The organism is Burkholderia sp. Bp9140 (assembly GCF_003853425.1).
In the GTDB taxonomy this organism is placed as follows: domain Bacteria; phylum Pseudomonadota; class Gammaproteobacteria; order Burkholderiales; family Burkholderiaceae; genus Burkholderia.
The window spans coordinates 124,914-151,608 of record NZ_QTPQ01000013.1; the positions used below are offsets into that span (position 1 = coordinate 124,914).

At 64.7% G+C, this 26,695-nt stretch carries 26 protein-coding genes and 1 tRNA gene; 24 read left to right on the forward strand and 3 right to left on the reverse strand.

What is annotated here, in order from left to right:
• Window positions 1-48: 48 nt before the first annotated feature.
• From DIE21_RS13385 to DIE21_RS13395, 3 genes are all read right to left on the reverse strand, one after another.
• The gene (locus DIE21_RS13385; protein ID WP_124498159.1) at window positions 49-1,599 is read right to left on the reverse strand and encodes a SulP family inorganic anion transporter; all 1,551 of its coding nucleotides are present in this window, start codon (window positions 1,597-1,599) and stop codon (window positions 49-51) included.
• A gap of 36 nt (window positions 1,600-1,635) precedes the next feature.
• Window positions 1,636-2,277: a carbonic anhydrase gene (locus tag DIE21_RS13390; protein WP_124498160.1), complete on the reverse strand. Its 642-nt coding sequence runs from the start codon at window positions 2,275-2,277 to the stop codon at window positions 1,636-1,638.
• A gap of 387 nt (window positions 2,278-2,664) precedes the next feature.
• Window positions 2,665-3,177, reverse strand: a complete 513-nt coding sequence (locus tag DIE21_RS13395) for a hypothetical protein (protein WP_027784990.1) — start codon at window positions 3,175-3,177, stop codon at window positions 2,665-2,667.
• A 190-nt stretch (window positions 3,178-3,367) separates the two neighbouring features.
• Here DIE21_RS13395 and DIE21_RS13400 point away from each other — a divergent pair, with 190 nt between their 5' ends.
• The 24 genes from DIE21_RS13400 (at window position 3,368) to DIE21_RS13520 (ending at window position 26,684) form a co-directional block, all read left to right on the forward strand.
• Window positions 3,368-4,627 (forward strand): branched-chain amino acid ABC transporter substrate-binding protein, encoded by a 1,260-nt coding sequence (locus tag DIE21_RS13400; RefSeq protein ID WP_124498161.1) that lies wholly within the window; start codon window positions 3,368-3,370, stop codon window positions 4,625-4,627.
• Window positions 4,628-4,746: 119 nt separating this feature from the next.
• Window positions 4,747-5,016, forward strand: a complete 270-nt coding sequence (gene rpsO / locus DIE21_RS13405; protein WP_006398792.1) for a 30S ribosomal protein S15 — start codon at window positions 4,747-4,749, stop codon at window positions 5,014-5,016.
• 291 nt (window positions 5,017-5,307) lie between these two features.
• On the forward strand, window positions 5,308-7,455 hold the full coding sequence (pnp, locus tag DIE21_RS13415; RefSeq protein ID WP_124498162.1) for a polyribonucleotide nucleotidyltransferase: 2,148 nt from the start codon (window positions 5,308-5,310) through the stop codon (window positions 7,453-7,455).
• Between the two features lie 142 nt (window positions 7,456-7,597).
• Window positions 7,598-8,617, forward strand: a complete 1,020-nt coding sequence (locus DIE21_RS13420) for an NAD(P)H-quinone oxidoreductase (RefSeq protein WP_124498163.1) — start codon at window positions 7,598-7,600, stop codon at window positions 8,615-8,617.
• A 130-nt stretch (window positions 8,618-8,747) separates the two neighbouring features.
• On the forward strand, window positions 8,748-9,503 hold the full coding sequence (tpiA, locus tag DIE21_RS13425; RefSeq protein ID WP_124498164.1) for a triose-phosphate isomerase: 756 nt from the start codon (window positions 8,748-8,750) through the stop codon (window positions 9,501-9,503).
• A gap of 72 nt (window positions 9,504-9,575) precedes the next feature.
• A complete protein-coding gene (secG, locus tag DIE21_RS13430) occupies window positions 9,576-9,953 on the forward strand; it encodes a preprotein translocase subunit SecG (RefSeq protein WP_047898610.1) in 378 nt (125 codons plus the stop codon).
• A 111-nt stretch (window positions 9,954-10,064) separates the two neighbouring features.
• A tRNA-Leu gene (locus DIE21_RS13435) sits at window positions 10,065-10,149 on the forward strand.
• Window positions 10,150-10,302: 153 nt separating this feature from the next.
• Window positions 10,303-10,662: an NADH-quinone oxidoreductase subunit A gene (locus DIE21_RS13440; RefSeq protein WP_006398798.1), complete on the forward strand. Its 360-nt coding sequence runs from the start codon at window positions 10,303-10,305 to the stop codon at window positions 10,660-10,662.
• Window positions 10,663-10,724: 62 nt separating this feature from the next.
• Window positions 10,725-11,204: an NADH-quinone oxidoreductase subunit B family protein gene (locus DIE21_RS13445; RefSeq protein WP_006398799.1), complete on the forward strand. Its 480-nt coding sequence runs from the start codon at window positions 10,725-10,727 to the stop codon at window positions 11,202-11,204.
• A 22-nt stretch (window positions 11,205-11,226) separates the two neighbouring features.
• Window positions 11,227-11,829 (forward strand): NADH-quinone oxidoreductase subunit C, encoded by a 603-nt coding sequence (locus DIE21_RS13450; RefSeq protein ID WP_124498165.1) that lies wholly within the window; start codon window positions 11,227-11,229, stop codon window positions 11,827-11,829.
• 9 nt (window positions 11,830-11,838) lie between these two features.
• On the forward strand, window positions 11,839-13,092 hold the full coding sequence (locus tag DIE21_RS13455; RefSeq protein ID WP_124498166.1) for an NADH-quinone oxidoreductase subunit D: 1,254 nt from the start codon (window positions 11,839-11,841) through the stop codon (window positions 13,090-13,092).
• A 168-nt stretch (window positions 13,093-13,260) separates the two neighbouring features.
• Window positions 13,261-13,746, forward strand: coding sequence for an NADH-quinone oxidoreductase subunit NuoE (nuoE, locus tag DIE21_RS13460; RefSeq protein WP_006756903.1), 486 nt, complete (start codon window positions 13,261-13,263; stop codon window positions 13,744-13,746).
• The gene (gene nuoF, locus DIE21_RS13465; protein ID WP_006756904.1) at window positions 13,743-15,053 is read left to right on the forward strand and encodes an NADH-quinone oxidoreductase subunit NuoF; all 1,311 of its coding nucleotides are present in this window, start codon (window positions 13,743-13,745) and stop codon (window positions 15,051-15,053) included. The genes nuoE and nuoF overlap by 4 nt, the downstream gene beginning before the upstream one ends.
• Window positions 15,054-15,137: 84 nt before the next feature.
• On the forward strand, window positions 15,138-17,468 hold the full coding sequence (gene nuoG / locus DIE21_RS13470; RefSeq protein ID WP_124498167.1) for an NADH-quinone oxidoreductase subunit NuoG: 2,331 nt from the start codon (window positions 15,138-15,140) through the stop codon (window positions 17,466-17,468).
• Window positions 17,469-18,536, forward strand: a complete 1,068-nt coding sequence (nuoH, locus tag DIE21_RS13475; protein WP_124498168.1) for an NADH-quinone oxidoreductase subunit NuoH — start codon at window positions 17,469-17,471, stop codon at window positions 18,534-18,536. It abuts the gene before it with no gap.
• Between the two features lie 15 nt (window positions 18,537-18,551).
• On the forward strand, window positions 18,552-19,040 hold the full coding sequence (gene nuoI, locus DIE21_RS13480) for an NADH-quinone oxidoreductase subunit NuoI (RefSeq protein ID WP_011885529.1): 489 nt from the start codon (window positions 18,552-18,554) through the stop codon (window positions 19,038-19,040).
• A 114-nt stretch (window positions 19,041-19,154) separates the two neighbouring features.
• Window positions 19,155-19,805: an NADH-quinone oxidoreductase subunit J gene (locus DIE21_RS13485; protein WP_014896509.1), complete on the forward strand. Its 651-nt coding sequence runs from the start codon at window positions 19,155-19,157 to the stop codon at window positions 19,803-19,805.
• 18 nt (window positions 19,806-19,823) lie between these two features.
• Complete coding sequence (nuoK, locus tag DIE21_RS13490; protein ID WP_004185739.1) at window positions 19,824-20,129, forward strand: NADH-quinone oxidoreductase subunit NuoK; 306 nt, start codon at window positions 19,824-19,826, stop codon at window positions 20,127-20,129.
• A 17-nt stretch (window positions 20,130-20,146) separates the two neighbouring features.
• Window positions 20,147-22,201, forward strand: coding sequence for an NADH-quinone oxidoreductase subunit L (nuoL, locus tag DIE21_RS13495; RefSeq protein WP_124498169.1), 2,055 nt, complete (start codon window positions 20,147-20,149; stop codon window positions 22,199-22,201).
• Between the two features lie 15 nt (window positions 22,202-22,216).
• Window positions 22,217-23,707 (forward strand): NADH-quinone oxidoreductase subunit M, encoded by a 1,491-nt coding sequence (locus tag DIE21_RS13500; RefSeq protein WP_124498170.1) that lies wholly within the window; start codon window positions 22,217-22,219, stop codon window positions 23,705-23,707.
• Window positions 23,708-23,743: 36 nt separating this feature from the next.
• Window positions 23,744-25,198 carry an NADH-quinone oxidoreductase subunit NuoN gene (nuoN, locus tag DIE21_RS13505; RefSeq protein ID WP_185640595.1) on the forward strand — a complete coding sequence of 485 codons (1,455 nt, stop codon included), beginning with the start codon at window positions 23,744-23,746 and terminating at the stop codon, window positions 25,196-25,198.
• Window positions 25,198-25,494, forward strand: a complete 297-nt coding sequence (locus DIE21_RS13510) for a DUF2818 family protein (RefSeq protein ID WP_059533192.1) — start codon at window positions 25,198-25,200, stop codon at window positions 25,492-25,494. The genes nuoN and DIE21_RS13510 overlap by 1 nt, the downstream gene beginning before the upstream one ends.
• A gap of 40 nt (window positions 25,495-25,534) precedes the next feature.
• Complete coding sequence (locus DIE21_RS13515) at window positions 25,535-26,125, forward strand: NUDIX domain-containing protein (protein ID WP_124498172.1); 591 nt, start codon at window positions 25,535-25,537, stop codon at window positions 26,123-26,125.
• Window positions 26,126-26,261: 136 nt separating this feature from the next.
• Window positions 26,262-26,684 (forward strand): DUF1178 family protein, encoded by a 423-nt coding sequence (locus DIE21_RS13520; protein ID WP_006750470.1) that lies wholly within the window; start codon window positions 26,262-26,264, stop codon window positions 26,682-26,684.
• The last annotated feature ends 11 nt before the right edge of the window (window positions 26,685-26,695 follow it).

The following is a 26,695-nucleotide window of genomic DNA, read 5'->3' on the forward strand; positions in this document are numbered from 1 at the left end:
ACGCCCCGTGCGGCCTTGTGCCGCCCGGGGCGTTTTTTCATGCGCCGCTCATTCGGCGGCAGGCGCGCGGAACATCCAGCGGCGCGCGGCCGGGCGGGGCGCCGGGCTGCGACGGCGGAATTCGACCGTGATCCCGCGCCGCGGCGCATCGGCGACGAACCCATCGAGCAGTTCGAGCACGTCGTGATCGATGTAGTCGGCGCGCGTCGCGTCGATGATCACGGCCGCACGGTCCGGAATGTGCCGCAGGTGATGCTTGACCTGCACCTTGCCGAGAAACGACACGTCCTTGCGGAACGACAGCAGGAAGTGATCGTCGTGCTGCGCGAGCGTGACGGGGCTCTTCAGGTTCGCCACCGCGACCGCCAGCACGCTGCACGCGAGGCCGATCGCGATGCCGAACAGCAGGTCGACCGCCAGCACGCCCGCGATGGTCGCGGCGAACGGCACGAACGCGGCCGGACCCTGCTTCAGCACCGAGCGGAACAGGGCCGGTTTCGCGAGCTTGAAGCCGGTGTGGATCAGGATCGCCGCGAGGCTCGCGAGCGGGATCAGGTTGATCAGTCCGGTGAGCGCGAACACGCTGGCGAGCAGCAGGATCCCGTGCACGATCGCCGACATCCGGCTTTGCGCACCCGCGTTCACGTTGACCGAGCTGCGCACGATCACCGACGTGATCGGCAGCCCGCCGACCGCGCCCGCGACGAGATTGCCGACGCCCTGCGCCTTCAGCTCGCGGTCCGGCTGGGTCGGCCGGCGTTTCGGATCGATCTGCTCGACCGCCTCCAGGCTCAGCAGCGTCTCGAGGCTCGCGACGACCGCGAGCGTGATCGCGACGCGCCACACGTCCGGATTGACGAGCTGCGCGAAGTTCGGGCCGAGCTCGGCATGCTTGAGCGACGCGGCGAAGGCCGCGAACGACCCGAGCTCGGGCAGCGTGACGCGATGCGCGGCGCCCGGCGCGACCGACGGCACGAGCGCGCCGAGCACCAGCGTTGCACCGATGCCGAACACGACGACCGCGAGCGGCGCGGGTATCGAGCGCACCCAGGCGAAGCGCTTGAGCGCCGGCGCGTCCCAGGCGAGCAGCAGCGCGAGCGAGACGAGCGCGATGGCCGTCGCGGCCCATGCGGTCGGCAGGCCCGGCCATGATGCAAACGATTGCGCCGCCGCGCCGCCGATGCCGAATGCGAACGGAATCTGCTTCACGATCAGCAGCAGGCCGATCGCCGCGAGCATGCCCTTGATGACGGGCGACGGCACGTAGGCGGCGAAGCGGCCGGCGCGCAGCATGCCGAAGCCGAACTGCAGCACGCCGGACAGCAGCACCGCGAGCAGGAACGCGGAGAAGCTGCCGAGTTGCGCGATCCCTTCGACGACGATCACGACCAGGCCGGCGGCCGGCCCGCTGACCGACAGCGACGAGCCGCTCAGCAGCGCGACGACGATGCCGCCGACGATGCCGGACACGAGCCCGGCGAACGGCTCGACGCCGGACGCATTGGCGATGCCGAGACACAGCGGCAGCGCGACGAGGAAAACGACGATGCCGGCGACGATATCGCGCGGCAGGGTGGACAGGCGCTCATTCAGTTTCATGGTTGGCTATTTCATTGGCGTAGGGGAGGGCGAGGGTCAGGCGAGTGCGGCGGCCGTGGCGGCACGCTCCGGTTCGGCTTCGGCCGGCGGCGCCGTGTAGCCGGAGTCGAGTTCCTTCAGGCGGCCGTCGGCGAGCGAAAAGATCCAGCCGTGCACGAGCGGCGGCCGCTGCCGGCCATGCACGATCGGCGACGCCCGCAGCAGCCGTACCTGTTCGAGCACGTTCAGCTCGGCCAGGCGGTCGGCGGCGGCCGTTTCGTCGAGCCCGTCGAGCGTGTCGCGGTGGCGCCGCGCGAGCGCGCAGAGCGGCGCGATGCGGCGCGCGACATGCGGCAGGTCGGCGGGCGGCGGCAGCAGCGACGCGCGCACGCCACCGCACCCGTAGTGGCCGCACACGATCACGTGGTCGACTTCGAGCACGCGCACGGCATACTCGAGCACGCTCGCGGAATTGTCGTCGTCGGGATGGAACAGGTTCGCGATGTTGCGATGGACGAACAGCTCGCCGGGCACGCAGTGCGTGATGGTTTCGGCCGGCACGCGGCTGTCGGCGCAGCCGATCCACAGCACGCGCGGGTTCTGGCCGCGCGCGAGCGCGTCGAAGAAGCCGGGTGTGTGTTCGCGCGTTTCGCGGGCCCAGGCGATGTTGGCAACCAGCATGCTCTTGGGGCGATTCATGAGGACTCCTTTCTGATAAAGGCAAACGGATACCGGACGAAGTGGGGCAATAAGATACTTTCTAAATTGAAAGGTTCAATTTCGACTGATATTAGGGGTATGCCCTAACGGCCGGTGCCACTGATACAAATTGTTTCAACTGGATCTGGCGAGGTGCATCGAATGCACCAATGCAACGCATGACATGCATCGTATCTGCCTGTTTCCTGCAGACGGCCGCGTGGCATGGGTCTCGGCGTAATAGCCTCCGGAGCGTCTTCAATCGGAAAGGATTGCCGCGTCGAAATCGAAATTAATCAATATGACGGAAAAAATGAAATGGCCATTCACGCAGTGATTCGTGAATGGCCATTGCGAAAATTGTGCGTCAAGGCGCAATCGATCCACTCAGAACAGGTTGCGGCGGTCGGGATCGTGCAGCGGGTCCGGCGTTTTCTGCGTGGTGCGCAGGATGCCCTGCGGGTCGAAGTAGAAGCTGTACATCATGTACCAGACGTTGTCCTCGAGATAGCGATAGGTCCACACCTCGCGTTTCATCAGCGGGAAGTAGGACGTCTCGACCGGGCGGCCGAAATTGACGAGCACGTCGGTCTTGGTCCACTTGCCGATTTCCGCGCGATAGAACTCGCTCGGCTGCAGCACCTGGCGTACGTTGACGATCCGGTGGGCCGCGTCGACGTCGGCCGCGACGGTGATCTCGCCCATCGGCTGGGTCGGCCACATCAGGCGCTTGCCGCCGCCGGGCAGGTCGTAGATCTCGCGCGGCGGGCCCATGCGCGCGACGATCGCCGACTCGTCCTGGCCGGCCTGGTATTGCTGCCACGGTTGCGCGCAGCCGGCGAGCAGTGCCGCCGCGCAGGCGGCCAGCACCGGCAGGCGCGCGGGAATGCGAATGCGCATGGGATTCTCCAGAACTCACTGACCGTTCAGTTGTATCACGGACGGCGCGCGCCGGCGTATCGTGCCGAAAAAATCGGTGCGGATCGCCGGCGGTGTGCCGTCGGGGTTCGGTGTCGTGCCGCGCTTGCGGCCAGGCGCGCCCGCGGCCTATGATCCGCGCTTCTCGGGCAGATTGAAGGGCAGGTAGCCGATGCAGCTGTGGAAACGGTGCGCGCTCGCATTGAGCGCCGGGTGGATGCTGGCGTCGTCCGCGTTCGCGGCGGGCGAGCCGGTGCGGATCGCGCTGATCGAAGGGATGTCGGGTCCGTTCGCGAATGCGGGCGCGGCGGTCGAGCGCAACCTGCGCTTCGGCGTCGAACGGGTCAATGCGGCAGGCGGCGTGAAACTGCGCGACGGCGCGCATCCGCTCGAACTCGCCGTGCTCGACAGCAAGGGCAGCCCGGAAGAGGCGCTCGTGCAATTGCGCGCGGCGGCGGACCGGCACATCGGTTTCGTCGCGCAGGGCAACAGTTCGGCGGTCGCGGCCGCGCTCGTCGCGGCGCTCGACAAGCTGAACGCACGCAATCCGGACAGCCGGATGCTGTTCCTCAACTATTCGGCCGACGACCCTGCGCTGACCGGCGCGCGCTGCAGCTTCTGGCATTTCCGCTTCGACGCGCACGCGGGGCTGCGGATGGCCGCGCTGGCGGACGTGATGGCGCGCGACCGCGCGCTGCGCAAGGTCTACCTGCTGAACCAGGACTACAGCTTCGGCCACGACGTCAGTGCGCTGGCAAGGCAGGCGCTGGCCGAGCGGCGCCCCGACATCGCGATCGCCGGCGACGAGTTCCATCCGATCGGCCGTATCAAGGATTTCTCGCCGTACATCGCGAAGATCCGGGCGAGCGGCGCGGACGCCGTCGTGACCGGCAACTGGGGCAACGATCTCACGCTGCTCGTGAAGGCGGCGCGCGAGCAGGGGCTGAACGCGAAGTTCTACACGTTCTACGGCAACAGCCTCGGCGCGCCGGCGGCACTGGGCGACGCGGGCGTCGGGCGGGTGATCGCCGTCGCGGACTGGCATCCGAACGCGGGCGGCGCGAAGTCCGACGCGTTCTATCGTGCGTTCCGAACCCGTTTCCCGGCGGCCCAGGACGACTATCCGGTGCGGCGCATGAGCCTGATGATCGAGATGCTCGCGGCGGCGATGAATCGGGCCGGCTCGGCCGACCCTGTCGCGGTGGCGCGCGCGCTGGAGGGGCTGTCGTTCGACGACGGCTTCCACGCGTCGACGATGCGCGCACAGGATCACCAGTTGATCCAGCCCCTTTACGTGATGGCAATGGACAAGGCCGGCACGCCAAGCGTGCGCTTCGACAACGAGGGCTCGGGCTACGGCTTCCGGACGGTCCTCGCGGTGCCCGCGCAGCGCACGCAGATGCCGTCGACATGCTCGATGACGCGCCCGTGACAGGAGGCGGTAGGAACGGCGTGCAGTTGTGCTACAATGCCCGCCGGTTGTAAGTCACGGCACGGCCTTTCTTCCGTGTCCGCCTGTTCAGTTAGCAAGTAGGAAACCAAGGAAATCACATGTCTGTTGCAGATATCAAGAAGTCGGAAGTCGTTGCTCAGTTCGCCCGCGGTACCAACGACACGGGTTCGCCCGAAGTCCAGGTCGCACTGCTGACCGCACGTATCGTCGAACTGACGGGTCACTTCAAGACCCACGCGAAGGACCACCACAGCCGCCGCGGCCTGCTGCGCATGGTGAGCCGCCGCCGCAAGCTGCTCGACTACCTCAAGGGCAAGGATGCCGACCGTTACCGCGCGCTGATCGAGAAGCTGGGTCTGCGTAAGTAATCGAGGCGATTGCCGCCAGCAAGATGCCTGTGTCAGTCCGCTGATGCAGGCATTTTGTTTTTGCGCGGTGCGTAGCGTCACGCGCACCGCAGGTTGTCCGGCACGTGGATGCCGGGCTGCCGGAACGGCTGATGCCGGGGTCGGGATTTGTGTCATTCCAGCGCGCCGCTCGACGAGCGCCGCGCTGGAATGGCATAAAAAACACACCTTGCTCCGGGTGATTCGGTCGGGACGCCGCCGCGCGGGATGGCCCGGGCGGCGAATGAAATGAATGAGTTCAAAGGAGCAACCATGTCCATGTTCAACAAGGTCGTGAAGGAATTCCAGTGGGGCCAGCACAAGGTGCGCCTCGAAACCGGTGAAGTCGCCCGCCAGGCGAGCGGTGCCGTGATCGTCGACGTGGAAGACACCGTCGTGCTGGCAACCGTCGTCGGCGCGAAGTCGGCGAAGCCGGGCCAGGATTTCTTCCCGCTGACCGTCGACTACCTCGAAAAGACCTACTCGGCCGGCAAGATCCCGGGCGGCTTCTTCCGTCGCGAAGGCCGTCCGTCGGAACACGAGACGCTGACGTCGCGCCTGATCGACCGTCCGCTGCGTCCGCTGTTCCCGGAAGGCTTCTACAACGAAGTGCAGGTCGTGATCCACGTGCTGTCCGTGAACCCGGAAATCCCGGCGGACATCCCCGCGCTGATCGGCGCGTCGGCCGCGCTCGCCGTGTCGGGCCTGCCGTTCAACGGCCCGGTCGGTGCCGCGCGCGTTGCGTACATCGACAATGCCTACGTGCTGAACCCGACGCGTGACCAGATCAAGGCATCGAGCCTCGACCTCGTCGTCGCCGGTACGGAGCGTGCCGTGCTGATGGTCGAGTCGGAAGCCGACCAGCTGACGGAAGACGTGATGCTGGGCGCCGTGGTGTTCGGCCACGAGCAGATGCAGACGGCGATCGACGCGATCCACGAACTCGTGCGCGAAGGCGGCAAGCCCGAGTGGGACTGGCAGCCGGCGCCGAAGAACGAAGCGCTGATCGCGCGCGTGACCGAACTGGCACAGAACGAACTGCTCGCTGCTTACCAGCTCCGCGACAAGCAGGCGCGCTCGACGAAGCTGAAGGAAGTCTACGCGGCGACCTCGGCGAAGCTCGAGGAAGACGCGCTGGCGGCCGGCACGGTCGCGGCCGACAAGGCCACCGTCGGCAACGTCCTGTTCGACATCGAAGCGAAGATCGTCCGTTCGCAGATCCTGAACGGCGAGCCGCGCATCGACGGTCGCGACACGCGCACCGTGCGTCCGATCGAGATCCGTACCGGCGTGCTGCCGCGCACCCACGGTTCGGCGCTGTTCACGCGTGGCGAAACGCAGGCGCTCGTCGTCGCGACGCTCGGCACGAAGGGTGACGAGCAGATCATCGACGCGCTCGAAGGCGAATACCGCGAGCGCTTCATGCTCCACTACAACATGCCCCCGTTCGCGACGGGCGAAACGGGCCGCGTCGGCTCGCCGAAGCGCCGCGAAATCGGTCACGGCCGCCTCGCGAAGCGTGCACTGGTCAAGTGCCTGCCGAGCGCCGACGAATTCGGCTACTCGATCCGCGTCGTGTCGGAAATCACCGAATCGAACGGTTCGTCGTCGATGGCATCGGTGTGCGGCGGCTGCCTCGCGCTGATGGACGCCGGCGTGCCGATGAAGGCGCACGTCGCGGGCATCGCGATGGGCCTGATCCTCGAAGGCAACAAGTTCGCGGTGCTGACCGACATCCTCGGCGACGAGGATCACCTCGGCGACATGGACTTCAAGGTGGCCGGCACGGAGCAAGGCGTGACGGCGCTGCAGATGGACATCAAGATCCAGGGCATCACGAAGGAAATCATGCAGGTCGCGCTCGCGCAGGCGAAGGAAGGCCGCATGCACATCCTCGGCAAGATGACGTCGGCGGTCTCGGGTGCGAACACGCAGCTGTCGGAATTCGCGCCGCGCATGATCACGATCAAGATCAACCCGGAAAAGATCCGCGACGTGATCGGCAAGGGCGGTTCGGTGATCCGCGCGCTGACGGAAGAAACCGGCACGACCATCGACATCTCGGATGACGGCGTCGTGACGATCGCGAGCACGAGCAGCGAAGGCATGGCCGAAGCGAAGAAGCGCATCGAGAACATCACGGCCGAGATCGAAGTCGGCCAGGTGTACGAAGGCACGGTTCTGAAGCTGCTCGATTTCGGCGCGATCGTGAACCTGCTGCCGGGCAAGGACGGCCTGCTGCACATCTCGGAAATCGTCAACGAGCGTGTGAAGGACATCAACGACTACCTGAAGGAAGGCCAGCAAGTGAAGGTCAAGGTCATCCAGACGGACGAAAAGGGTCGCGTGCGTCTGTCGGCGAAGGCGCTGCTGAATGAAGCAGCGGCGGCGTCGCAGTCGGATACGCCGCCGCAGCAGTAAGCGGGCAGGTGTGAGAACGGCCGGCAGTGCGAAAGCGCGCCGGCCGTTTTTTCTGTAGCATCGTTGTGCGGCGCAGCAGCGCCGGCGAGGCGCCCGTGCCGCATCAGGGCGCGTCCCCGATTCCGATCCTGGAGCGACCACCATGAAAGCCATCGAAATCACCGAATTCGGCGCCCCTGACGTGCTGAAGCTCGCGGAGCGTCCGCGCCCCGACCCGAAGCGCGGCGAAGTGCTGATCAAGGTGGCGGCTTCCGGCGTGAACCGGCCGGACGTCTTCCAGCGCAAGGGCGCGTATGCGCCGCCGCCGGGCGCGTCGGATCTGCCGGGCCTCGAGGTCGCGGGCGAGATCGTCGGCGGCGACCTGTCGGATGCCGCGCTGAACCCGTTCGGCCTGAAGCTCGGCGATCGCGTCTGCGCGCTGCTCGCGGGCGGTGGCTACGCCGAGTATGCGGTTGCGCCGCTGCCGCAATGCCTGCCGGTGCCCGACGGGCTGACCGACATCGAAGCCGCGTCGTTGCCCGAAACGTTCTTCACCGTGTGGAGCAACGTGTTCGACCGCGCGCTGCTCGGTGCGGGCGAGGGCGGCGAGCAGGAAACCCTGCTCGTGCAGGGCGGCTCGAGCGGGATCGGCGTGACGGCGATCCAGATCGCGCACGCACTCGGCTTTCGCGTGTTCGCGACGGCCGGGAACGCCGACAAATGCCGCGCATGCGAGGCACTCGGTGCCGAGCGTGCGATCAACTACAAGACCGAGGACTTCGTCGAGGTCGTCAAGTCGCTGACGCACGATCGCGGCGTCGACGTGATCCTCGACATGGTCGCGGGCGCGTACGTGCCGCGCGAACTGTCCGCCCTCGCGGATGGCGGCCGCCTCGTGCTGATCGCGCTGCTCGGCGGCGCGAAGGCCGAGGTCAACCTGAACGAGATCCTGCGCCGCCGGCTGACGGTGACGGGCTCGACGCTGCGTCCGCGTCCGGTCGAGTTCAAGGCGCGCATCGCCGCGCAGCTGAAGGCGCGCGTGTGGCCGCTGCTCGCGGAAGGCCGCATCAAGCCCGTCATCTACCGCGTGCTGCCGGCCGGCGACGCCGCTCAGGCGCATGCGCTGATGGAAAGCGGCGAGCACATCGGCAAGATCGTGCTCGATTGGGGTACGACCGCCTGACGGTCCGTGCGGCCGGACTTGACATGTGTGGTTTGACCGGTTCAAGCCGTGCGCAGTAAAATCGCGGGTTTGCTTCGCCAGATCCAACCTGACGGCCGGTTTCCGGCACGTCGATGACGAGACAGACACGATGTCGAAACAACGAACAAAGCGAGTGATCGGCAACTGGAAGATGCACGGCCGGCTGGCCGGCAACCAGGCGTTGCTGAACGAAGTGGTGCAGGGCGCGGGCGCGGTGCCGGCCGAAACGTCGGTCGGCGTGTGCGTGCCGTTCCCGTACCTCGCGCAGGTTCAGGCGCAGCTCGCCGGCGGCCGCGTCGCGTTCGGCGCGCAGGACGTGTCCGCGCACGAGCAGGGCGCGTTCACCGGTGAGGTCGCGGCCGCGATGGTGGCGGAGTTCGGCGCGCATTATACGATCGTCGGTCACTCGGAGCGTCGCGCGTATCACGGCGAACGCAACGAGACCGTCGCTGCGAAGACGCAGCGCGCGCTCGCGGCAGGCCTCACGCCCGTCGTGTGCGTCGGCGAAACGCTCGACGAGCGTGAAGCGGGCTCGACCGAGCAGGTGGTCGGTGCGCAGCTCGACGCCGTGCTGGCCGTGCTGACGGTTGACGAAGCGGCGCGCATCGTCGTCGCGTACGAGCCGGTCTGGGCGATCGGCACGGGCAAGAGCGCGACGTCGGCGCAGGCGCAGGATGTCCATGCGTTCCTGCGTGCGCGTCTCGCGGCGAAGGGGGCGGCGGACGTGTCGGTGCTGTACGGCGGCAGCGTGAAGCCGGACAACGCGGAAGAGCTGTTCGCGCAGCCGGACATCGACGGCGGCCTGATTGGCGGCGCGTCGCTGAAGGCGGAAGATTTCCTGGCGATCTGCCGGGCCGCGCGTTGAGCGGTCCGGGATCGAATTGAACCATGACGGCGGCCGGTCGGTCCGGTCGCCTGATCCAATCGGGTGGGTGTGATGCTGTTATTCAAGACGCTGATTATTGTCGTGCAGGTGCTGTCTGCACTCGGTGTGATCGGGCTCGTGCTGCTGCAGCACGGCAAGGGTGCCGACATGGGCGCCGCCTTCGGCAGCGGCGCGTCGGGCAGCCTGTTCGGCGCGACGGGCTCGGCGAACTTCCTGTCGCGCACGACGGGCATTCTCGCGACGATCTTCTTCGTCGCGACGCTCGCGCTGACGTACCTCGGCTCGTACAAGTCGACGCCGTCGGCAGGCGTGCTCGGCGCGGCAGCGACCGCGCCGGCATCGGCGCCCGCGGCGTCGGCTCCGGCCGTCGCGGCGTCCGCTGCCGCGGGTTCGGCCGCGAGTGCGCCGGGCCAGGATGTCCCGAAATAAAAAGCCCAATTTTTTGCGTTTGTGCGTTGAACAAATCTGGAACTCGGGTTAGAATTTAATTCTTGAAGCGATTCGCGGGAAACGAGCAGTACAACCCGAGTTGCATGCAGTGCCGACGTGGTGAAATTGGTAGACACGCTATCTTGAGGGGGTAGTGGCGAAAGCTGTGCGAGTTCGAGTCTCGCCGTCGGCACCAAAGTTACTCAATGCCAGCCGCTTCTAGTGGCTGGCATTTTTCATTTGTGGGGTCCGCTTGCGATTGTCTTGCGATCGCCTGCACTCCGAAATGATTCCTTCCGCCGGAAGTGGTATTCTCCGGACGCTCAGAACCAACCGATAGAGGATTGCCTTGAACCTCGCAGCCTATTACCCCGTCTTGTTGTTCCTCCTCGTGGGCACTGGTTTAGGTATAGCGCTGGTCAGCATCGGCAAGCTCCTTGGTCCCAACAAGCCGGACGTCGAGAAGAATGCACCGTACGAGTGCGGCTTCGAAGCCTTTGAAGACGCCCGGATGAAATTCGACGTCCGGTACTACCTCGTCGCCATCCTGTTCATCATCTTCGATCTCGAGACCGCATTCCTGTTTCCGTGGGGCGTCGCGCTCCGGGACATCGGCTGGCCGGGTTTCATCGCAATGATGATTTTTCTGCTCGAATTCCTGCTGGGCTTTGCCTATATCTGGAAGAAAGGCGGCCTCGACTGGGAGTGATGGGTTAATCGCCGGTTTGCATGGGCGGCCACGCTGGGCCGCTCGTCTGGAGTGGAAAGCAAATGAGTATCGAAGGGGTCTTGAAGGAAGGGTTTGTCACCACGACGGCTGACAAGCTGATCAACTGGACGCGTACCGGCTCGCTGTGGCCGATGACGTTCGGGCTCGCGTGTTGCGCCGTCGAGATGATGCATGCGGGCGCGGCCCGTTATGACCTGGACCGGTTCGGGGTCGTGTTCCGTCCGAGCCCGCGTCAATCGGACGTGATGATCGTCGCCGGCACGCTGTGCAACAAGATGGCGCCCGCGCTGCGCCGCGTGTACGACCAGATGGCCGAGCCGCGCTGGGTGATCTCGATGGGGTCGTGCGCGAACGGTGGTGGCTACTACCATTACTCGTACTCGGTGGTCCGCGGTTGCGACCGGATCGTGCCGGTCGACGTCTACGTGCCGGGCTGTCCGCCCACGGCCGAGGCGCTGGTCTACGGCGTGATCCAGCTTCAGGCGAAGATCCGCCGCACCAATACCATCGCCCGTCAATAAAGCCCCCGAGCGTCCCCTCAATATGGCAAGCAAAATCGAGACCCTCAAGGCAAACCTCGAAGCCGCGCTCGGCGCGCGCGTGGTGAGCCTCACCGAAGCGATCGGTGAACTGACGCTCGTCGTGAAGGCGAGCGATTACCTCGAAGTCGCAAAGACGCTGCGCGACGATCCGAAGCTCCGTTTCGAGCAGCTGATCGACCTCTGCGGCGTCGACTACCAGACCTACGGCGACGGTGCCTACGACGGCCCGCGTTTCGCGGCCGTGTCGCAGCTGCTGTCGGTCACGAACAACTGGCGCCTGCGCCTGCGCGTGTTCGCGCCGGACGACGATCTGCCGATCGTGGCGTCGCTCGTCGACATCTGGACTTCCGCAAACTGGTACGAGCGCGAAGCGTTCGACCTGTACGGCCTCGTGTTCGAGGGTCACCCCGACCTGCGCCGCATCCTCACCGACTACGGCTTCATCGGCCACCCGTTCCGCAAGGACTTCCCGGTGTCGGGCTATGTCGAAATGCGTTACGACCCGGAAGAGAAGCGGGTCGTCTACCAGCCGGTGACGATCGAGCCGCGCGAAATCACGCCGCGCGTGATCCGCGAGGATCGCTATGGCGGTCTGAAACATTAAGGGGGCGTCATGGCAGAAATCAAGAACTACACCCTCAACTTCGGCCCGCAGCACCCGGCAGCGCACGGCGTGCTGCGCCTGGTGCTCGAGCTCGACGGCGAAGTCATCCAGCGCGCCGATCCGCACATCGGCCTGCTGCACCGCGCGACTGAAAAGCTCGCGGAAAGCAAGACCTTCATCCAGTCCGTGCCGTACATGGACCGTCTCGACTACGTGTCGATGATGGTCAACGAGCACGGCTACGTGCTTGCGATCGAGCGTCTGCTCGGCGTCGACGTGCCCGAGCGCGCGCAGTACATCCGCGTGCTGTTCGACGAGATCACGCGCGTGCTGAACCACCTGATGTGGATCGGCGCGCACGCACTCGACGTCGGCGCGATGGCGGTGTTCCTGTACGCATTCCGCGAGCGCGAAGACCTGATGGACGTGTACGAAGCGGTGTCCGGCGCCCGGATGCACGCGGCGTACTATCGCCCGGGCGGCGTCTATCGCGACCTGCCTGACGCAATGCCGCAATACAAGGCGTCGAAGATTCGCAACGAGAAGGCGCTCGCGAAGATGAACGAAGCGCGCAGCGGCTCGGTGCTCGACTTCATCGACGACTTCTTCACGCGTTTCCCGAAGTGCGTCGACGAATACGAAACGCTGCTGACCGACAACCGGATCTGGAAGCAGCGTCTGGTCGGGATCGGCGTCGTCAGCCCGGAACGTGCGCTGCAGATGGGCCTGACGGGCCCGATGCTGCGCGGCTCGGGTATCGCCTGGGACTTGCGCAAGAAGCAGCCGTACGAAGTGTACGACCGCATGGATTTCGACGTGCCGGTCGGCGTGAACGGCGATTGCTACGACCGCTATCTGGTGCGCGTCGAAGAAATGCGCCAGTCGGTCCGTATCGCGAAACAGTGTATTGAGTGGCTCCGCAAGAATCAGGGCCCGGTGATGACCGACAATCACAAGGTTGCGCCGCCGTCGCGCGTCGGCATGAAGACCAACATGGAAGACTTGATTCACCACTTCAAGCTCTTCACCGAAGGTTTTCACGTGCCGGAAGGCGAAGCGTACGCGGCAGTCGAGCATCCGAAGGGCGAATTCGGCATCTATCTCGTGTCCGATGGTGCCAACAAGCCGTATCGCCTCAAGATCCGCGCACCGGGCTTCGCGCACCTCGCGTCGCTCGATGAAATGGCGCGCGGTCACATGATTGCCGACGCCGTCACGATCATTGGTACGCAGGACATCGTGTTCGGCGAAATCGATCGCTAATGGTTGCGCCGCCTGCGCGAGCGGGCGGCGAGCAGTCAGTCACACGCGAGGCGCGCTGAACCGGCGCGGCTTCGCAAGCTGTCAACAGTGAGCGCCAGGTCTGCCGTCCATGCACTGCAGTGCGGCAGGTTGTTCGTTCGGTAGGAATTGAAAGAGTCGTGTCTGAAAATGATCTCAGCTGAAGGCCTGAAGGAAATCGATCGAGCGTTGACGAAGTATCCCGCCGATCAGAAACAGTCCGCCGTGATGTCGGCGTTGGCCGTCGCTCAGGAAGAGCACGGCTGGCTGTCGCCCGAACTGATGCAGTTCGTCGCGGACTATCTCGGCATGCCGGCCGTCGCCGTGCAGGAAGTCGCGACGTTCTACACGATGTACGAGCTCAACCCGGTCGGCAAGCACAAGATCACGCTCTGCACGAACCTCCCGTGCCAGCTCGGTCCGCACGGCGGCGCCGAGGCGACGGCCGACTACCTGAAACAGAAGCTGGGCATCGGCTTCGGCGAGACCACGCCCGACGGCAAGTTCACGCTGAAGGAAGGCGAATGCATGGGCTCGTGCGGCGATGCGCCGGTGCTGCTGGTGAACAATCACAGAATGTGCAGCTTCATGAGCCGCGAGAAGATCGACCAGCTGCTTGAGGAGCTTTCGAAATGACGTCCCTCCACGACCGTCACATCAAACCGCTGATCCTCGCTGGTCTGAACGGCGAGAACTGGCATCTCGAAGATTACGTTGCGCGCGGCGGCTACAAGCAGCTGCGCCGCATTCTCGAAGAAAAGATTCCGCCGGAGCAGGTGATCGCCGACGTGAAGGCGTCGGGCCTGCGTGGCCGTGGCGGTGCGGGCTTCCCGACCGGCCTGAAGTGGAGCTTCATGCCGCGCCAGTTCCCGGGGCAGAAGTACCTCGTCTGCAACTCGGACGAAGGCGAGCCCGGCACGTTCAAGGATCGCGACATCCTGCGCTGGAACCCGCATGCGCTGATCGAAGGCATGGCCATCGGCGCGTACGCGATGGGCATCACCGTCGGCTACAACTACATCCACGGCGAAATCTTCGAAGTGTATCGACGCTTCGAGGCCGCGCTCGATGAGGCGCGTGCCGCGGGTTTCCTCGGCGACAACATCATGGGCTCGGAATTCTCGTTCCAGCTGCACGCGCACCACGGTTACGGCGCGTACATCTGCGGCGAGGAAACGGCGCTGCTCGAGTCGCTCGAAGGCAAGAAGGGCCAGCCGCGCTTCAAGCCGCCGTTCCCGGCGAGCTTCGGCGTGTACGGCAAGCCGACCACGATCAACAACACCGAGACGTTCGCCGCGGTGCCGTTCCTGCTGTCCATCGGGCCGCAGAATTACCTCGAGATCGGCAAGCCGAACAACGGCGGCACGAAGATCTTCTCCGTGTCGGGCGACGTCGAGCGTCCGGGCAACTACGAAGTGCCGCTCGGCACGCCGTTCGCGACGCTGATGGAGCTCGCCGGCGGGATGCGCGGCGGCCGCAAGATCAAGGCCGTGATTCCGGGCGGTTCGTCGGCACCGGTGATCCCGGGCGACATCATGATGCAGACCGATCTCGATTACGACTCGATCGCGAAGGCGGGCTCGATGCTCGGCTCCGGCGCGGTGATCGTGATGGACGAGACGCGCTGCATGGTGCGTTCGCTGCTGCGCCTGTCGTACTTCTACTACGAGGAATCGTGCGGCCAGTGCACGCCGTGCCGTGAGGGCACCGGCTGGCTGTATCGCGTCGTGAATCGTATCGAGCACGGCGAAGGCCGCCAGGAAGATCTGGACCTGCTGAATTCGGTTGCCGAGAACATCATGGGCCGCACGATCTGCGCGCTCGGCGATGCGGCGGCGATGCCGGTTCGCGGGATGCTCAAGCATTACTGGGACGAATTCGCGTACCACGTCGAGCACAAGCACTGCATGGTCGGCGGCCACGCGCACGCGGCGGCAGCCTGAAGCGAAGCACCGGTTGCGGAATTTGAGCGCACGGTCGGGCGAAGGCGCGAACGGGCGGAAATAGGTTAAGGACCATTCACCATCATGGTTGAACTTGAAATAGACGGCAAGAAGGTCGAGGTGCCCGAAGGCAGCATGGTGATCCAGGCTGCGCACAAGGCGGATACGTACATTCCTCACTTCTGCTATCACAAGAAACTGTCGGTTGCGGCCAACTGCCGGATGTGTCTCGTCGAAGTCGAGAAGATGCCGAAGGCCGTACCTGCCTGCGCGACGCCCGTGTCGGCCGGCATGATCGTGCGCACGCAGTCCGACAAGGCCGTGAAGGCGCAGCAGTCGGTGATGGAATTCCTCCTCATCAACCACCCGCTCGACTGCCCGATCTGCGATCAGGGCGGCGAATGCCAGCTGCAGGATCTGGCGGTCGGCTACGGCAAGTCGTCGTCGCGCTACTCGGAAGAAAAGCGCGTGGTGTTCCACAAGAACGTGGGCCCGCTGATCTCGATGGAAGAGATGTCGCGCTGCATCCACTGCACGCGCTGCGTCCGCTTCGGCCAGGAAATCGCCGGCGTGATGGAACTCGGCATGCTGGGCCGCGGCGAGCACTCGGAAATCACGACGTTCGTCGGCAAGACGGTCGACTCCGAGCTGTCGGGCAACATGATCGACCTGTGCCCGGTCGGCGCGCTGACCAGCAAGCCGTTCCGCTACAGCGCCCGTACGTGGGAGCTGTCGCGTCGCAAGTCGGTGAGCCCGCACGATTCCGTCGGCGCGAACCTCGTCGTGCAGGTGAAGAACAACCGCGTGATGCGCGTGCTGCCGTTCGAGAACGAAGCGATCAACGAATGCTGGATCTCGGACAAGGATCGTTTCTCGTACGAAGGCCTGAACAGCGAAGAGCGCCTGACGAAGCCGATGCTGAAGCAGGGCGGCCAGTGGATCGAAACCGACTGGCAGACCGCGCTCGAGTATGTCGCGAAGGGCCTGAAGGGTATCGCCGCGGATCACGGCGCGAACGCGCTGGCGATGCTCGCGAGCGCGCACAGCACCGCTGAGGAGCTGTTCCTCGTGAAGCAGCTCGCCCACGAACTGAAGACGCCGAACGTCGACTTCCGTCTGCGTCAGCAGGACTTCTCGGCGCCGGTCCAGGGCGCACCGTGGCTCGGCATGCCGATCGCCGACCTGTCGAACGTGGATGCCGCGTTCGTCGTCGGTTCGTTCCTGCGCCGCGATCACCCGCTGTTCGCCGCACGCCTGCGTCAGGCCGCGAAGAACGGCGCGAAGCTGCACTTCCTGCACGCGACCGCCGACGACTCGCTGATCCCGAGCGCGAAGCGCATCGTCGCCGCGCCGTCGGCATGGCTCGACGAACTGGCCGGCGTCGCCGCGGCCGTCGCGCAACTGCGCGGCGTCGCGCTGCCGGACATGCTTGCAGGCGTCACCGCATCGCCGGCCGCGCAAGCGGTCGCCCAGTCGCTCGCGAACGGCGAGCGCCGCGCGGTACTGCTCGGCAACGCGGCCGTCCGTCATCCGCAATTCGCGAAGCTGCACGCCGTCGCGCAGTGGATCGCCGACAATACCGGCGCCACGTTCGGCTTCCTGACGGAAGCGGCGAACACGGTCGGCGCGCACGTCGTCGGCGCACTGCCGGGCGAAGGCGGCCTGAACGCACGCGAAGCGTTCGCGCAGCCGCGCAAGGGCTACGTGCTGCTGAACGTCGAACCGGAATTCGACACGGCCGATCCGGCGCAGGCGCTTGCCGCGCTGAACCAGGCCGAAATGGTCGTCGTGATGTCGCCGTTCAAGCATGGCCTCGATTACGCCGACGTGCTGCTGCCGATCGCGCCGTTCACGGAAACGGCCGGTACGTACGTGAACGCGGAAGGCTCGGTGCAGAGCTTCAACGGCGTCGTGCGTCCGCTCGGCGACACGCGTCCGGCATGGAAGGTGTTGCGCGTGCTCGGCAGCCTGCTCGGTCTGCCGAACTTCGAATACGAAACGGCGGAAGAAGTGCGCGTCGCGGCGCTCGGCGACGCAGGCGTCGCGAGCCGTCTGTCGAACCAGGCGTCGGTCGCGCCGGCTCGCGTCGCGGCAGTTGCCGCGAACGGCGGCTTCGAGCGCCTCGCCGACGTGCCGATCTATCATGCCGACGCACTCGTGCGCCGTGCAGGTGCGCTGCACCTGACGGCCGCCGCGAAGGTGGCGAACGCCGCAGCCCTGCCGGCCGCGCTGTTCGACAAGCTGGGCTTGAAGGAAGGCGACGCGGTGCGCGTGCGCCAGGGCGAGCGTGCGGTGCAGTTGCCGGCCGTGCGCGACGCGAATCTTGCGGAGACGGTCGTTCGCGTGTCGGCGGCAACGCCTGCCGGCGCAGCGCTCGGCAGCCTGTCCGGTGAACTGGTGGTGGAGAAGGCGTAAATGAGCTTGTTCGATACGATCAACGCGGGCGGCGCCCAGCTTCTCGGCATCGCGTGGCCGACGGTGTGGGCCATCGTGCGCATCCTCGTCGTCGCCGTCGTCATCCTGCTGTGCGTCGCGTACCTGATTCTGTGGGAACGCAAGCTGATCGGCTGGATGCACGTGCGTCTTGGCCCGAACCGCGTCGGCCCCGGCGGCCTGCTGCAGCCGATCGCCGACGTGCTGAAGCTGCTGCTGAAGGAAGTGATTCAGCCGAGCGCCGCCAGCCGCTGGCTGTACCTGATCGCGCCGGTCATGACCGTCGTGCCGGCGTTCGCCGTGTGGGCCGTGATCCCGTTCCAGGCCCAGGCCGTGCTCGCAAACATCAACGCGGGCCTGCTGTACGCGATGGCGATCTCGTCGATCGGCGTGTACGCGGTGATCCTCGCGGGCTGGGCGTCGAACTCGAAGTACGCGTTCCTCGGCGCGATGCGCGCCGCGGCGCAGATGGTCTCGTACGAAATCTCGATGGGCTTCGCGCTGGTGCTCGTGCTGATGACGGCCGGCAGCCTGAACATGTCGGAAATCGTCAACTCGCAGCAGCATGGCTTCTTCGCGGGCCACGGCGTGAACTTCCTGTCGTGGAACTGGTTGCCGCTTCTGCCGGCGTTCGTCGTCTACTTCATCTCGGGTATCGCCGAAACGAACCGTCACCCGTTCGACGTGGTGGAAGGGGAGTCGGAAATCGTTGCCGGTCACATGATCGATTACTCGGGCATGGCGTTCGCGCTGTTCTTCCTCGCCGAGTACATCAACATGATCGTGATCTCGGCGCTGGCCGCGACGCTGTTCCTCGGCGGCTGGGATGCACCGTTCGAATTCCTGTCGTTCATTCCGGGCATCTTCTGGCTGGTGCTGAAGGTATTCGCGCTGCTGTCGGTGTTCATCTGGGTGCGCGCGACGTTCCCGCGCTACCGTTACGACCAGATCATGCGTCTGGGCTGGAAGGTGTTCCTGCCCGTCACGGTGATCTGGGTGGTCGTGGTCGGCTTCTGGATGATGTCGCCGCTCAACATCTGGGTGAAGTAAAGATCGGACGAAATCATGACGGCAATCCAACACTTCTTTAAGACCTTCTTCCTGACGGAGCTGCTGAAGGGGCTCGCGCTGACCGGTCGTTACACGTTCCGGCGCAAGTTCACCGTGCAGTTCCCGGAAGAGAAGACCCCGATCTCGCCGCGTTTCCGCGGGCTGCATGCGCTGCGCCGCTACGAAAACGGCGAAGAGCGCTGCATCGCGTGCAAGCTCTGCGAGGCCGTGTGCCCGGCAATGGCGATCACGATCGAATCGGAAACGCGCGCGGACAACACGCGCCGCACGACGCGCTACGACATCGACCTGACGAAGTGCATCTTCTGCGGTTTCTGCGAAGAAAGCTGCCCGGTCGATTCGATCGTCGAGACGCAGATTCTCGAGTACCACGGCGAAAAGCGCGGCGACCTGTATTTCACGAAGGAAATGCTGCTCGCGGTGGGCGATCGCTACGAGAAGGACATCGCCGCGGCGAAGGCCGCCGACGCGCCGTATCGTTGATTGTGTTTGCAGTGCCGGCCCGGCATGAACGGGCCGAGCCGCCGCGACGGGTGCGGCACGCGAGAGCGTCCCGCAAGCCGCGCCTGACTATGGCCTAACGATGAACCGGTAATCATGGAATTCACGACCGTACTGTTCTACATCTTCGCGCTGCTCCTGGTGGTATCAGGGCTGAAGGTGATCACTTCGCGCAACCCGGTGGCGTCTGCGCTTTTCCTTGTGCTGGCGTTCTTCAACGCCGCCGCGATCTGGATGCTGCTGGAAGCGGAGTTCCTCGCGATCCTGCTGGTGCTGGTGTACGTGGGCGCCGTGATGGTGCTGTTCCTGTTCGTCGTGATGATGCTGGACATCAACATCGATTACCTGCGCCGCGACTTCAAGCGCTTCGTGCCGATGGCAACGGTCGTCGGCGCGATCATCGTGGTCGAGACCGCGCTGATCCTGTGGCGCGGCTACGGCGACACGCACACGGTGCACGCCATGGCGACGGGCGCGATGGCCGACTGGTCGAACACGCGCCTGATCGGCAAGGTGATCTACACCGACTATATCTTCGCGTTTGAAATCGCCGGCCTGGTGCTGCTGGTCGCGATCATCGCCGCGATCGGGCTGACCGAGCGCAAGGGCAAGGACAGCAAGCGCCAGCGCGTGTCGGATCAGGTCAAGGTGCGCCGCGACGACCGCGTGCGCCTCGTGAAGATGGAAGCGGAAAAGCCGCAGCCGGAAACGGCGCAGAGCGAAGCCGGTTCGAGCACCAACGGCTAAGCGGAGGAAAAGAAAACCATGCTGACTCTTGCTCATTACCTCGTGCTCGGCGCGATCCTCTTTGCGATCGCGATCGTCGGGATCTTCCTGAACCGCCGCAACATCATCATCATCCTGATGGCGATCGAACTGATGCTGCTGGCGGTGAACACCAACTTCGTCGCGTTCTCGCACTACCTCGGCGACGTGCACGGCCAGATCTTCGTGTTCTTCGTGCTGACCGTCGCCGCAGCGGAAGCCGCGATCGGTCTCGCGATTCTGGTGACCCTGTTCCGTAAGCTCGACACGATCAATGTCGAGGATCTCGATCAGCTCAAAGGTTAATTTCAGGCAACGCTGTTATGTCAACGACACTCAATGAAAACCTGCTGCTGGCGATTCCGCTCGCTCCGCTGGCCGGCTCGCTGATTGCGGGGCTGTTCGGGAACGCAGTCGGGCGCAAGGGCGCACACCGGATCACGATCCTCGGCGTAATGATCGCGTTCCTCCTGTCGGCGAAAGTCTTCTTCGACGTGATGGGCGGCGCAAGCTTCAACGCGACCGTCTACGAATGGATGAACGTCGGCTCGCTGAAGCTCGAAGTCGGCTTCCTCGTCGATTCGCTGACCGCGATGATGATGGTCGTCGTGACCTTCGTCTCGCTGATGGTGCATATCTACACGATCGGCTACATGGCGGAAGAAGACGGCTACCAGCGCTTCTTCTCGTACATCTCGCTGTTCACGTTCTCGATGCTGATGCTCGTGATGAGCAACAACTTCCTGCAGCTGTTCTTCGGCTGGGAAGCGGTGGGTCTGGTGTCGTACCTGCTGATCGGCTTCTACTTCACGCGTGAGAGCGCGATCTACGCGAACATGAAGGCGTTCCTCGTGAACCGCGTGGGCGACTTCGGCTTCCTGCTCGGCATCGGCCTGCTGCTCGCGTTCGCCGGCTCGATGAACTACGGCGAAGTGTTCGCAAAGCGCGCGGAGCTCGCGAGCCTGCACTTCCCGGGCACCGACTGGGGCCTGCTGACCGTTGCCTGTATCTGCCTGTTCATCGGCGCGATGGGTAAATCGGCACAGTTCCCGCTGCACGTGTGGCTGCCGGATTCGATGGAAGGCCCGACCCCGATCTCGGCGCTGATTCACGCGGCGACGATGGTGACGGCCGGCATCTTCATGGTGTCGCGCATGTCGCCGCTGTTCGAACTGTCCGACACCGCGCTGTCGTTCGTCACGGTGATCGGCGCGATCACGGCGCTGTTCATGGGCTTCCTCGGCATCATCCAGAACGATATCAAGCGCGTGGTCGCGTATTCGACGCTGTCGCAGCTCGGCTACATGACGGTCGCGCTCGGCGTGTCCGCGTACCCGGTCGCGTTGTTCCACCTGATGACGCACGCGTTCTTCAAGGCGCTGCTGTTCCTCGGCGCGGGCTCGGTGATCATGGGCATGCATCACGACCAGGACATCCGCAACATGGGCGGCCTGCGCAAGTACATGCCGATCACGTGGATCACGTCGCTCGTCGGTTCGCTCGCGCTGATCGGCACACCGTTCTTCTCGGGCTTCTACTCGAAGGACTCGATCATCGATGCGGTGAAGCTGTCGCACCTGCCGGGTTCGGGCTTCGCATACTTCGCGGTCGTCGCGAGCGTGTTCGTCACGGCGCTGTACTCGTTCCGCATGTACTTCCTGGTGTTCCACGGCGAAGAGCGCTTCCGCAAGCCGAAGCATCCGGAATCGCCGATGGGCATGGCGGCCGCGCACGGCCACGACGACCACGGCCATGGCCACGGTCATGACGACCACGCGCACGAGCCGCACGAGACCCCGTGGGTCGTGTGGGTGCCGCTGGTCCTGCTGGCGATCCCGTCGGTGATCATCGGTGCGATCGCGGTCAGCCCGATGCTGTTCGGCGACTTCTTCCTGCACGGCGTCGCATTCGACAAGGTGATCTTCATCGGCGAAAACCATCCGGCACTGGCCGAGATGGCCGAAGAGTTCCACGGCTGGGTGGGCATGGGCCTGCACTCGGTGTCGGGCCTGCCGGTCTGGCTCGCGCTCGCCGGTGTCGTCGTCGCATGGTTCCTGTACCTGAAGCGTCCGGCGCTGCCGGCGTCGATCCGCCGCGCGTTCGGTCCGATCTACACGCTGCTGGACAACAAGTACTACATGGACAAGATCAACGAAGTGGTGTTCGCCCGTGGTTCGGTGGCGATCGGCCGCGGCCTGTGGAAGGAAGGCGACGTCGTCGTGATCGACGGCCTCGTCAACGGCAGCGCCCGGTTCATCGGCTGGTTCGCCGGCGTGATCCGCTTCCTCCAATCCGGTTACATCTATCACTACGCGTTCGCCATGATCATCGGCATGCTGGGGCTCCTGACCCTGTTTGTAACGCTCGGCGGCAAATAAGGCGGGGGACAATAAATGCACGCTTTTCCGATTCTCAGTACCGCGATCTGGTTGCCGATCGTCTTCGGCCTCCTCGTGCTTGCGGTGGGTAACGACAAAAATCCGGGGGCGGCCCGCTGGGTCGCGCTGATCGGTTCGCTGCTCGGTCTCGCGGTCACGATCCCGCTGATCACGGGCTTCGACTCGAGCACGGCTGCGCTGCAGTTCGTCGAGAAGTCGACCTGGATCGAACGCTTCCACATCGCGTATCACCTCGGCGTCGACGGCATCTCGATGTGGTTCGTCGTGCTGACCGCGCTGATCACGGTGATCGTCGTGATCAGCGCGTGGGAAGTGATCACCGAGAACGTCGCGCAGTACTTCGCGGCCTTCCTGATCCTGTCCGGGATCATGATCGGCGTGTTCTCGGCGGCCGACGGCCTGCTGTTCTACGTGTTCTTCGAGGCGACCCTGATTCCGATGTACATCATCATCGGCGTGTGGGGCGGCCCGAACCGCGTGTATGCGGCATTCAAGTTCTTCCTGTACACGCTGGCCGGCTCGCTGCTGATGCTGGTCGCGCTGATCTACCTGTACACGCAGACGCATTCGTTCGACCTCGCGACGTGGCAGGACGCCAAGATTGCGATGACGCCGCAGATCCTGCTGTTCATTGCATTCTTCCTCGCGTTCGCGGTGAAGGTGCCGATGTGGCCGGTCCACACCTGGCTGCCGGATGCGCACGTGGAAGCGCCGACGGGCGGCTCGGTCGTGCTGGCGGCGATCATGCTGAAGCTCGGCGCGTACGGTTTCCTGCGCTTCTCGCTGCCGATCACGCCTGACGCCAGCCACTTCCTGGCACCGGTCGTGATCACGCTGTCGCTGATCGCGGTGATCTACATCGGCCTCGTCGCGATGGTGCAGTCCGACATGAAGAAGCTGGTCGCGTATTCGTCGATCGCGCACATGGGCTTCGTCACGCTCGGCTTCTTCATCTTCAACCAGCTGGGCGTCGAAGGCGCGATCATCCAGATGATCTCGCACGGCTTCGTGTCGGGCGCGATGTTCCTGTGCATCGGCGTGCTGTACGACCGCGTGCACTCGCGCCAGATCGCCGACTACGGCGGCGTCGTGAACGTGATGCCGAAGTTCGCGGCATTCGCGATGCTGTTCTCGATGGCCAACTGCGGCCTGCCGGGTACCTCGGGTTTCGTCGGCGAGTTCATGGTGATTCTCGCGGCCGTCCAGTACAACTTCTGGATCGCATTCGGCGCGGCATTCACGCTGATCCTGGGTGCTGCCTACACGCTGTGGATGTACAAGCGCGTGTACTTCGGCGCGGTGGCGAACGATCACGTTGCCAAGCTGAAGGACATCGGCCGTCGCGAATTCGTGATGCTGGCCGTGCTCGCCGCGTTCACGATGCTGATGGGCCTGTATCCGAAGCCTTTCACCGACGTGATGCACGTTTCCGTGGAAAACCTCCTCTCCCACGTCGCGCAGTCGAAGCTGCCGCTGGCCCAGTAATCGCGAGCGGAGGAAATCAAGATCATGAACGCTCCTATGAATGTCCTGTCGCCTGACGCGCTGGTGATGGTCGCCATCGTCGTCGCATGGCTGAATGACACCTTTACCGGTGCCGCTGGCCGCCGCCTGACCTATCTGATCGCGGTGGTTTCGTCGGTCGTCGCCGGCGTGTGGTTCGCGGTGCAGGCGCTCGACCCGCAGCAGTATTACTTCTTCTCGCGGATGGTCGTCGTCGACTCGTTCGCGAGCATGATGAAGGCCGTCGTGTCGATCGGCTTCGCGGTCTCGCTCGTCTATTCGCGCAAGTACCTCGAAGACCGCGACATGTTCCGCGGCGACGTGTTCCTGCTGGGCATGTTCTCGCTGCTCGGGCAGCTGGTGATGGTGTCGGGCAACAACTTCCTGACGCTGTACCTCGGCCTCGAACTGATGTCGCTTTCGCTGTACGCGGTCATCGCGCTGCGCCGCGATGCCCCGCAGTCGAGCGAAGCCGCGATGAAGTACTACGTGCTGGGCGCGCTCGCGTCGGGCTTCGTGCTGTACGGCATCTCGATGCTCTACGGCGCGACCGGCTCGCTCGAGCTGGGCGAGGTGTACAAGGCGGTCGGCGGCAACACCGACGCAGCCGTGCTGATGTTCGGCGTGGTCTTCATCGTCGCCGGTATCGCGTTCAAGCTCGGCGCCGTGCCGTTCCACATGTGGGTGCCGGACGTCTACCAGGGCGCACCGACCGCGATGACGCTGTTCGTCGGCGGCGGCCCGAAGGTTGCCGCGTTCGCGTGGGGCCTGCGCTTCCTGGTGATGGGCCTGCTGCCGCTCGCACAGAACTGGCAGACCGCGCTCGTGATCCTCGCCGCGCTGTCGCTGATCGTCGGTAACATCACCGGTATCGTCCAGCGCAACATCAAGCGGATGCTCGCGTACTCGGCGATCTCGAACATGGGCTTCGTGCTGCTCGGCCTGCTCGCCGGCATCGTGAAGGGCGACGCGGCCGCGCCGGCGAACGCGTACAGCTCGGCGATGTTCTACGCGATCGTCTACCTGATCACGACGCTCGGCTCGTTCGGCGTGGTGATGCTGCTCGCACGCCGCGATTTCGAAGCGGAAACGATCGACGACTTCAAGGGCCTCAACAAGCGCAGCCCGGTGTTCGCGTTCGTGATGATGGTCATGATGTTCTCGCTGGCCGGTATCCCGCCGACCGTCGGCTTCTATGCGAAGCTCGCGGTGCTCGAGGCGACCGTCAACGCGGGTCTCACGTGGCTGGCGGTGCTGGCCGTGATCACGTCGCTGTTCGGCGCGTTCTACTACCTGCGCATCGTCAAGCTGATGTACTTCGATGCACCGCAGGATACGGCTCCGGTCACCGGCGATTTCTGCAAGCGCACGATCCTCGTGCTGAACGGCCTCGCGGTCGTCGTGCTCGGCCTGATCCCGAGCCCGCTGCTGACGGCCTGCCTGCAGGCGATCCGTCACACGCTGCCGCTGTAATGTCGGCAGCCGGCTGGTTCATCGTGCTGTTGGCGCTCGTGTGCGCCAACGTGCCGTTCCTGAACCAACGCCTCTTCGCCGTCGTGCCGATCGGCGCGACGAAGAAGAACGCGTGGGTTCGGATCGGCGAGCTGATCGTGCTGTATTTCGTCGTCGGCGCGCTCGGCTTCTGGCTCGAGTCGCGCGCCGGCAACCGCTTCGAACAAGGCTGGCAGTTTTACGCGATCACGTTCAGTCTCTTCGTCGTGTTCGCTTTTCCCGGCTTCACGTTCCAGTATCTCGTCAAACGACGCTGACGGCTTCGGCCGTCACGTGCTCATTCCCCGGAGCCCGCCGATGGCCGAACTTCCCAATCACGACGCCGCACTGACCGAAACCTGCCTCGAGAGCGAGGCGATTTTCGAAGGCTCGTTCCTCAAGCTCAAGCGCGATACCGTCCGTTTGCCGGATGGCAAGCAGGCCACGCGCGAATACGTCCAGCACCCGGGCGCGGTGATGGTGATCCCGCTGTTCGACGACGGCCGCGTGCTGATGGAAAGCCAGTATCGCTATCCGATCGGCAAGGTCATGGCCGAATTCCCGGCCGGCAAGCTCGACCCGAACGAAGGCGCGCTCGCCTGCGCGATGCGCGAGTTGCGCGAGGAAACCGGCTACACGGCACGCGAATACGTGTTCCTGGCCCGGATTCACCCGATCATCTCCTATTCGACCGAATTCATCGACCTGTATCTCGCGCGCGGGCTGACGGCCGGCGAGCGCAAGCTCGATGAAGGCGAATTCCTCGAAACCTTCACGGCGACGCTGCCCGACCTGCAGGAATGGGTGCGCACGGGCCAGATCACCGACGTGAAGACGATCATCGGCACAATGTGGCTCGACAAGGTACTGTCCGGCACCTGGCCGCTCGGCCCGGTCGAGATGCCCTGACGGCGTGTCAGCGGCGGGTGGGGCGTCGCGTTACAATCCTGTGACGCGGCCGCTGTCCGGCCGCGCGATCCTGATTTAGCACGATCGTTCACAAAAGCGCGATTTGCGCTACACTCGTCACACGCCCTGATTCAGCATGAAGGTCCTCGATTTACAGTGCCCGCACGGTCATCGGTTCGAAGGCTGGTTCGCTTCCGCCGATGAGTTTGAAGCGCAGTTGTCCCGCAAGCTGGTCGAATGTCCGGTGTGCGGGACGACCGAGATCAACCGGATGCCGTCTGCGCCGCGCCTGAACCTGTCGGGTGCGACGCAGGCGCAGCCGGCCGATCCGCGCGCGCTGCAGGCGCAGGTGATGCGCGCGCTGCGCGAGGTGCTGGAGAAGACCGAGAATGTGGGCGAGCGCTTCGCCGAGGAAGCGCGGCGCATCCATTACAACGAAGCGCCGGCACGCAGCATTCGTGGCGTCACGACGCCGGAGGATGCGCAATCCTTGGTCGAAGAAGGCATCGACGTGATGCCGCTGCCGATTCCTGCCGCGCTGAAAGAACCGCTGCAATGACGTAAGCAGTG

Bases quoted from the DNA above. Each gene is read 5' to 3' on its own strand.
- nuoL (WP_124498169.1), top strand. From the start codon at position 20,147: ATGTCAACGACACTCAATGAAAACCTGCTGCTGGCGATTCCGCTCGCT.
- secG (WP_047898610.1), top strand. From the start codon at position 9,576: ATGCTGTTATTCAAGACGCTGATTATTGTCGTGCAGGTGCTGTCTGCA.
- DIE21_RS13485 (WP_014896509.1), top strand. From the start codon at position 19,155: ATGGAATTCACGACCGTACTGTTCTACATCTTCGCGCTGCTCCTGGTG.
- DIE21_RS13390 (WP_124498160.1), bottom strand. From the start codon at position 2,277: ATGAATCGCCCCAAGAGCATGCTGGTTGCCAACATCGCCTGGGCCCGC.
- DIE21_RS13445 (WP_006398799.1), top strand. From the start codon at position 10,725: ATGAGTATCGAAGGGGTCTTGAAGGAAGGGTTTGTCACCACGACGGCT.
- DIE21_RS13455 (WP_124498166.1), top strand. From the start codon at position 11,839: ATGGCAGAAATCAAGAACTACACCCTCAACTTCGGCCCGCAGCACCCG.
- DIE21_RS13400 (WP_124498161.1), top strand. From the start codon at position 3,368: ATGCAGCTGTGGAAACGGTGCGCGCTCGCATTGAGCGCCGGGTGGATG.
- DIE21_RS13520 (WP_006750470.1), top strand. From the start codon at position 26,262: ATGAAGGTCCTCGATTTACAGTGCCCGCACGGTCATCGGTTCGAAGGC.
- DIE21_RS13385 (WP_124498159.1), bottom strand. From the start codon at position 1,599: ATGAAACTGAATGAGCGCCTGTCCACCCTGCCGCGCGATATCGTCGCC.
- nuoI (WP_011885529.1), top strand. From the start codon at position 18,552: ATGACGGCAATCCAACACTTCTTTAAGACCTTCTTCCTGACGGAGCTG.
- pnp (WP_124498162.1), top strand. From the start codon at position 5,308: ATGTCCATGTTCAACAAGGTCGTGAAGGAATTCCAGTGGGGCCAGCAC.
- DIE21_RS13420 (WP_124498163.1), top strand. From the start codon at position 7,598: ATGAAAGCCATCGAAATCACCGAATTCGGCGCCCCTGACGTGCTGAAG.
- DIE21_RS13395 (WP_027784990.1), bottom strand. From the start codon at position 3,177: ATGCGCATTCGCATTCCCGCGCGCCTGCCGGTGCTGGCCGCCTGCGCG.
- tpiA (WP_124498164.1), top strand. From the start codon at position 8,748: ATGTCGAAACAACGAACAAAGCGAGTGATCGGCAACTGGAAGATGCAC.
- nuoG (WP_124498167.1), top strand. From the start codon at position 15,138: ATGGTTGAACTTGAAATAGACGGCAAGAAGGTCGAGGTGCCCGAAGGC.
- nuoE (WP_006756903.1), top strand. From the start codon at position 13,261: ATGATCTCAGCTGAAGGCCTGAAGGAAATCGATCGAGCGTTGACGAAG.
- nuoH (WP_124498168.1), top strand. From the start codon at position 17,469: ATGAGCTTGTTCGATACGATCAACGCGGGCGGCGCCCAGCTTCTCGGC.
- DIE21_RS13510 (WP_059533192.1), top strand. From the start codon at position 25,198: ATGTCGGCAGCCGGCTGGTTCATCGTGCTGTTGGCGCTCGTGTGCGCC.
- DIE21_RS13450 (WP_124498165.1), top strand. From the start codon at position 11,227: ATGGCAAGCAAAATCGAGACCCTCAAGGCAAACCTCGAAGCCGCGCTC.
- nuoK (WP_004185739.1), top strand. From the start codon at position 19,824: ATGCTGACTCTTGCTCATTACCTCGTGCTCGGCGCGATCCTCTTTGCG.
- rpsO (WP_006398792.1), top strand. From the start codon at position 4,747: ATGTCTGTTGCAGATATCAAGAAGTCGGAAGTCGTTGCTCAGTTCGCC.
- DIE21_RS13515 (WP_124498172.1), top strand. From the start codon at position 25,535: ATGGCCGAACTTCCCAATCACGACGCCGCACTGACCGAAACCTGCCTC.
- nuoF (WP_006756904.1), top strand. From the start codon at position 13,743: ATGACGTCCCTCCACGACCGTCACATCAAACCGCTGATCCTCGCTGGT.
- nuoN (WP_185640595.1), top strand. From the start codon at position 23,744: ATGAATGTCCTGTCGCCTGACGCGCTGGTGATGGTCGCCATCGTCGTC.
- DIE21_RS13500 (WP_124498170.1), top strand. From the start codon at position 22,217: ATGCACGCTTTTCCGATTCTCAGTACCGCGATCTGGTTGCCGATCGTC.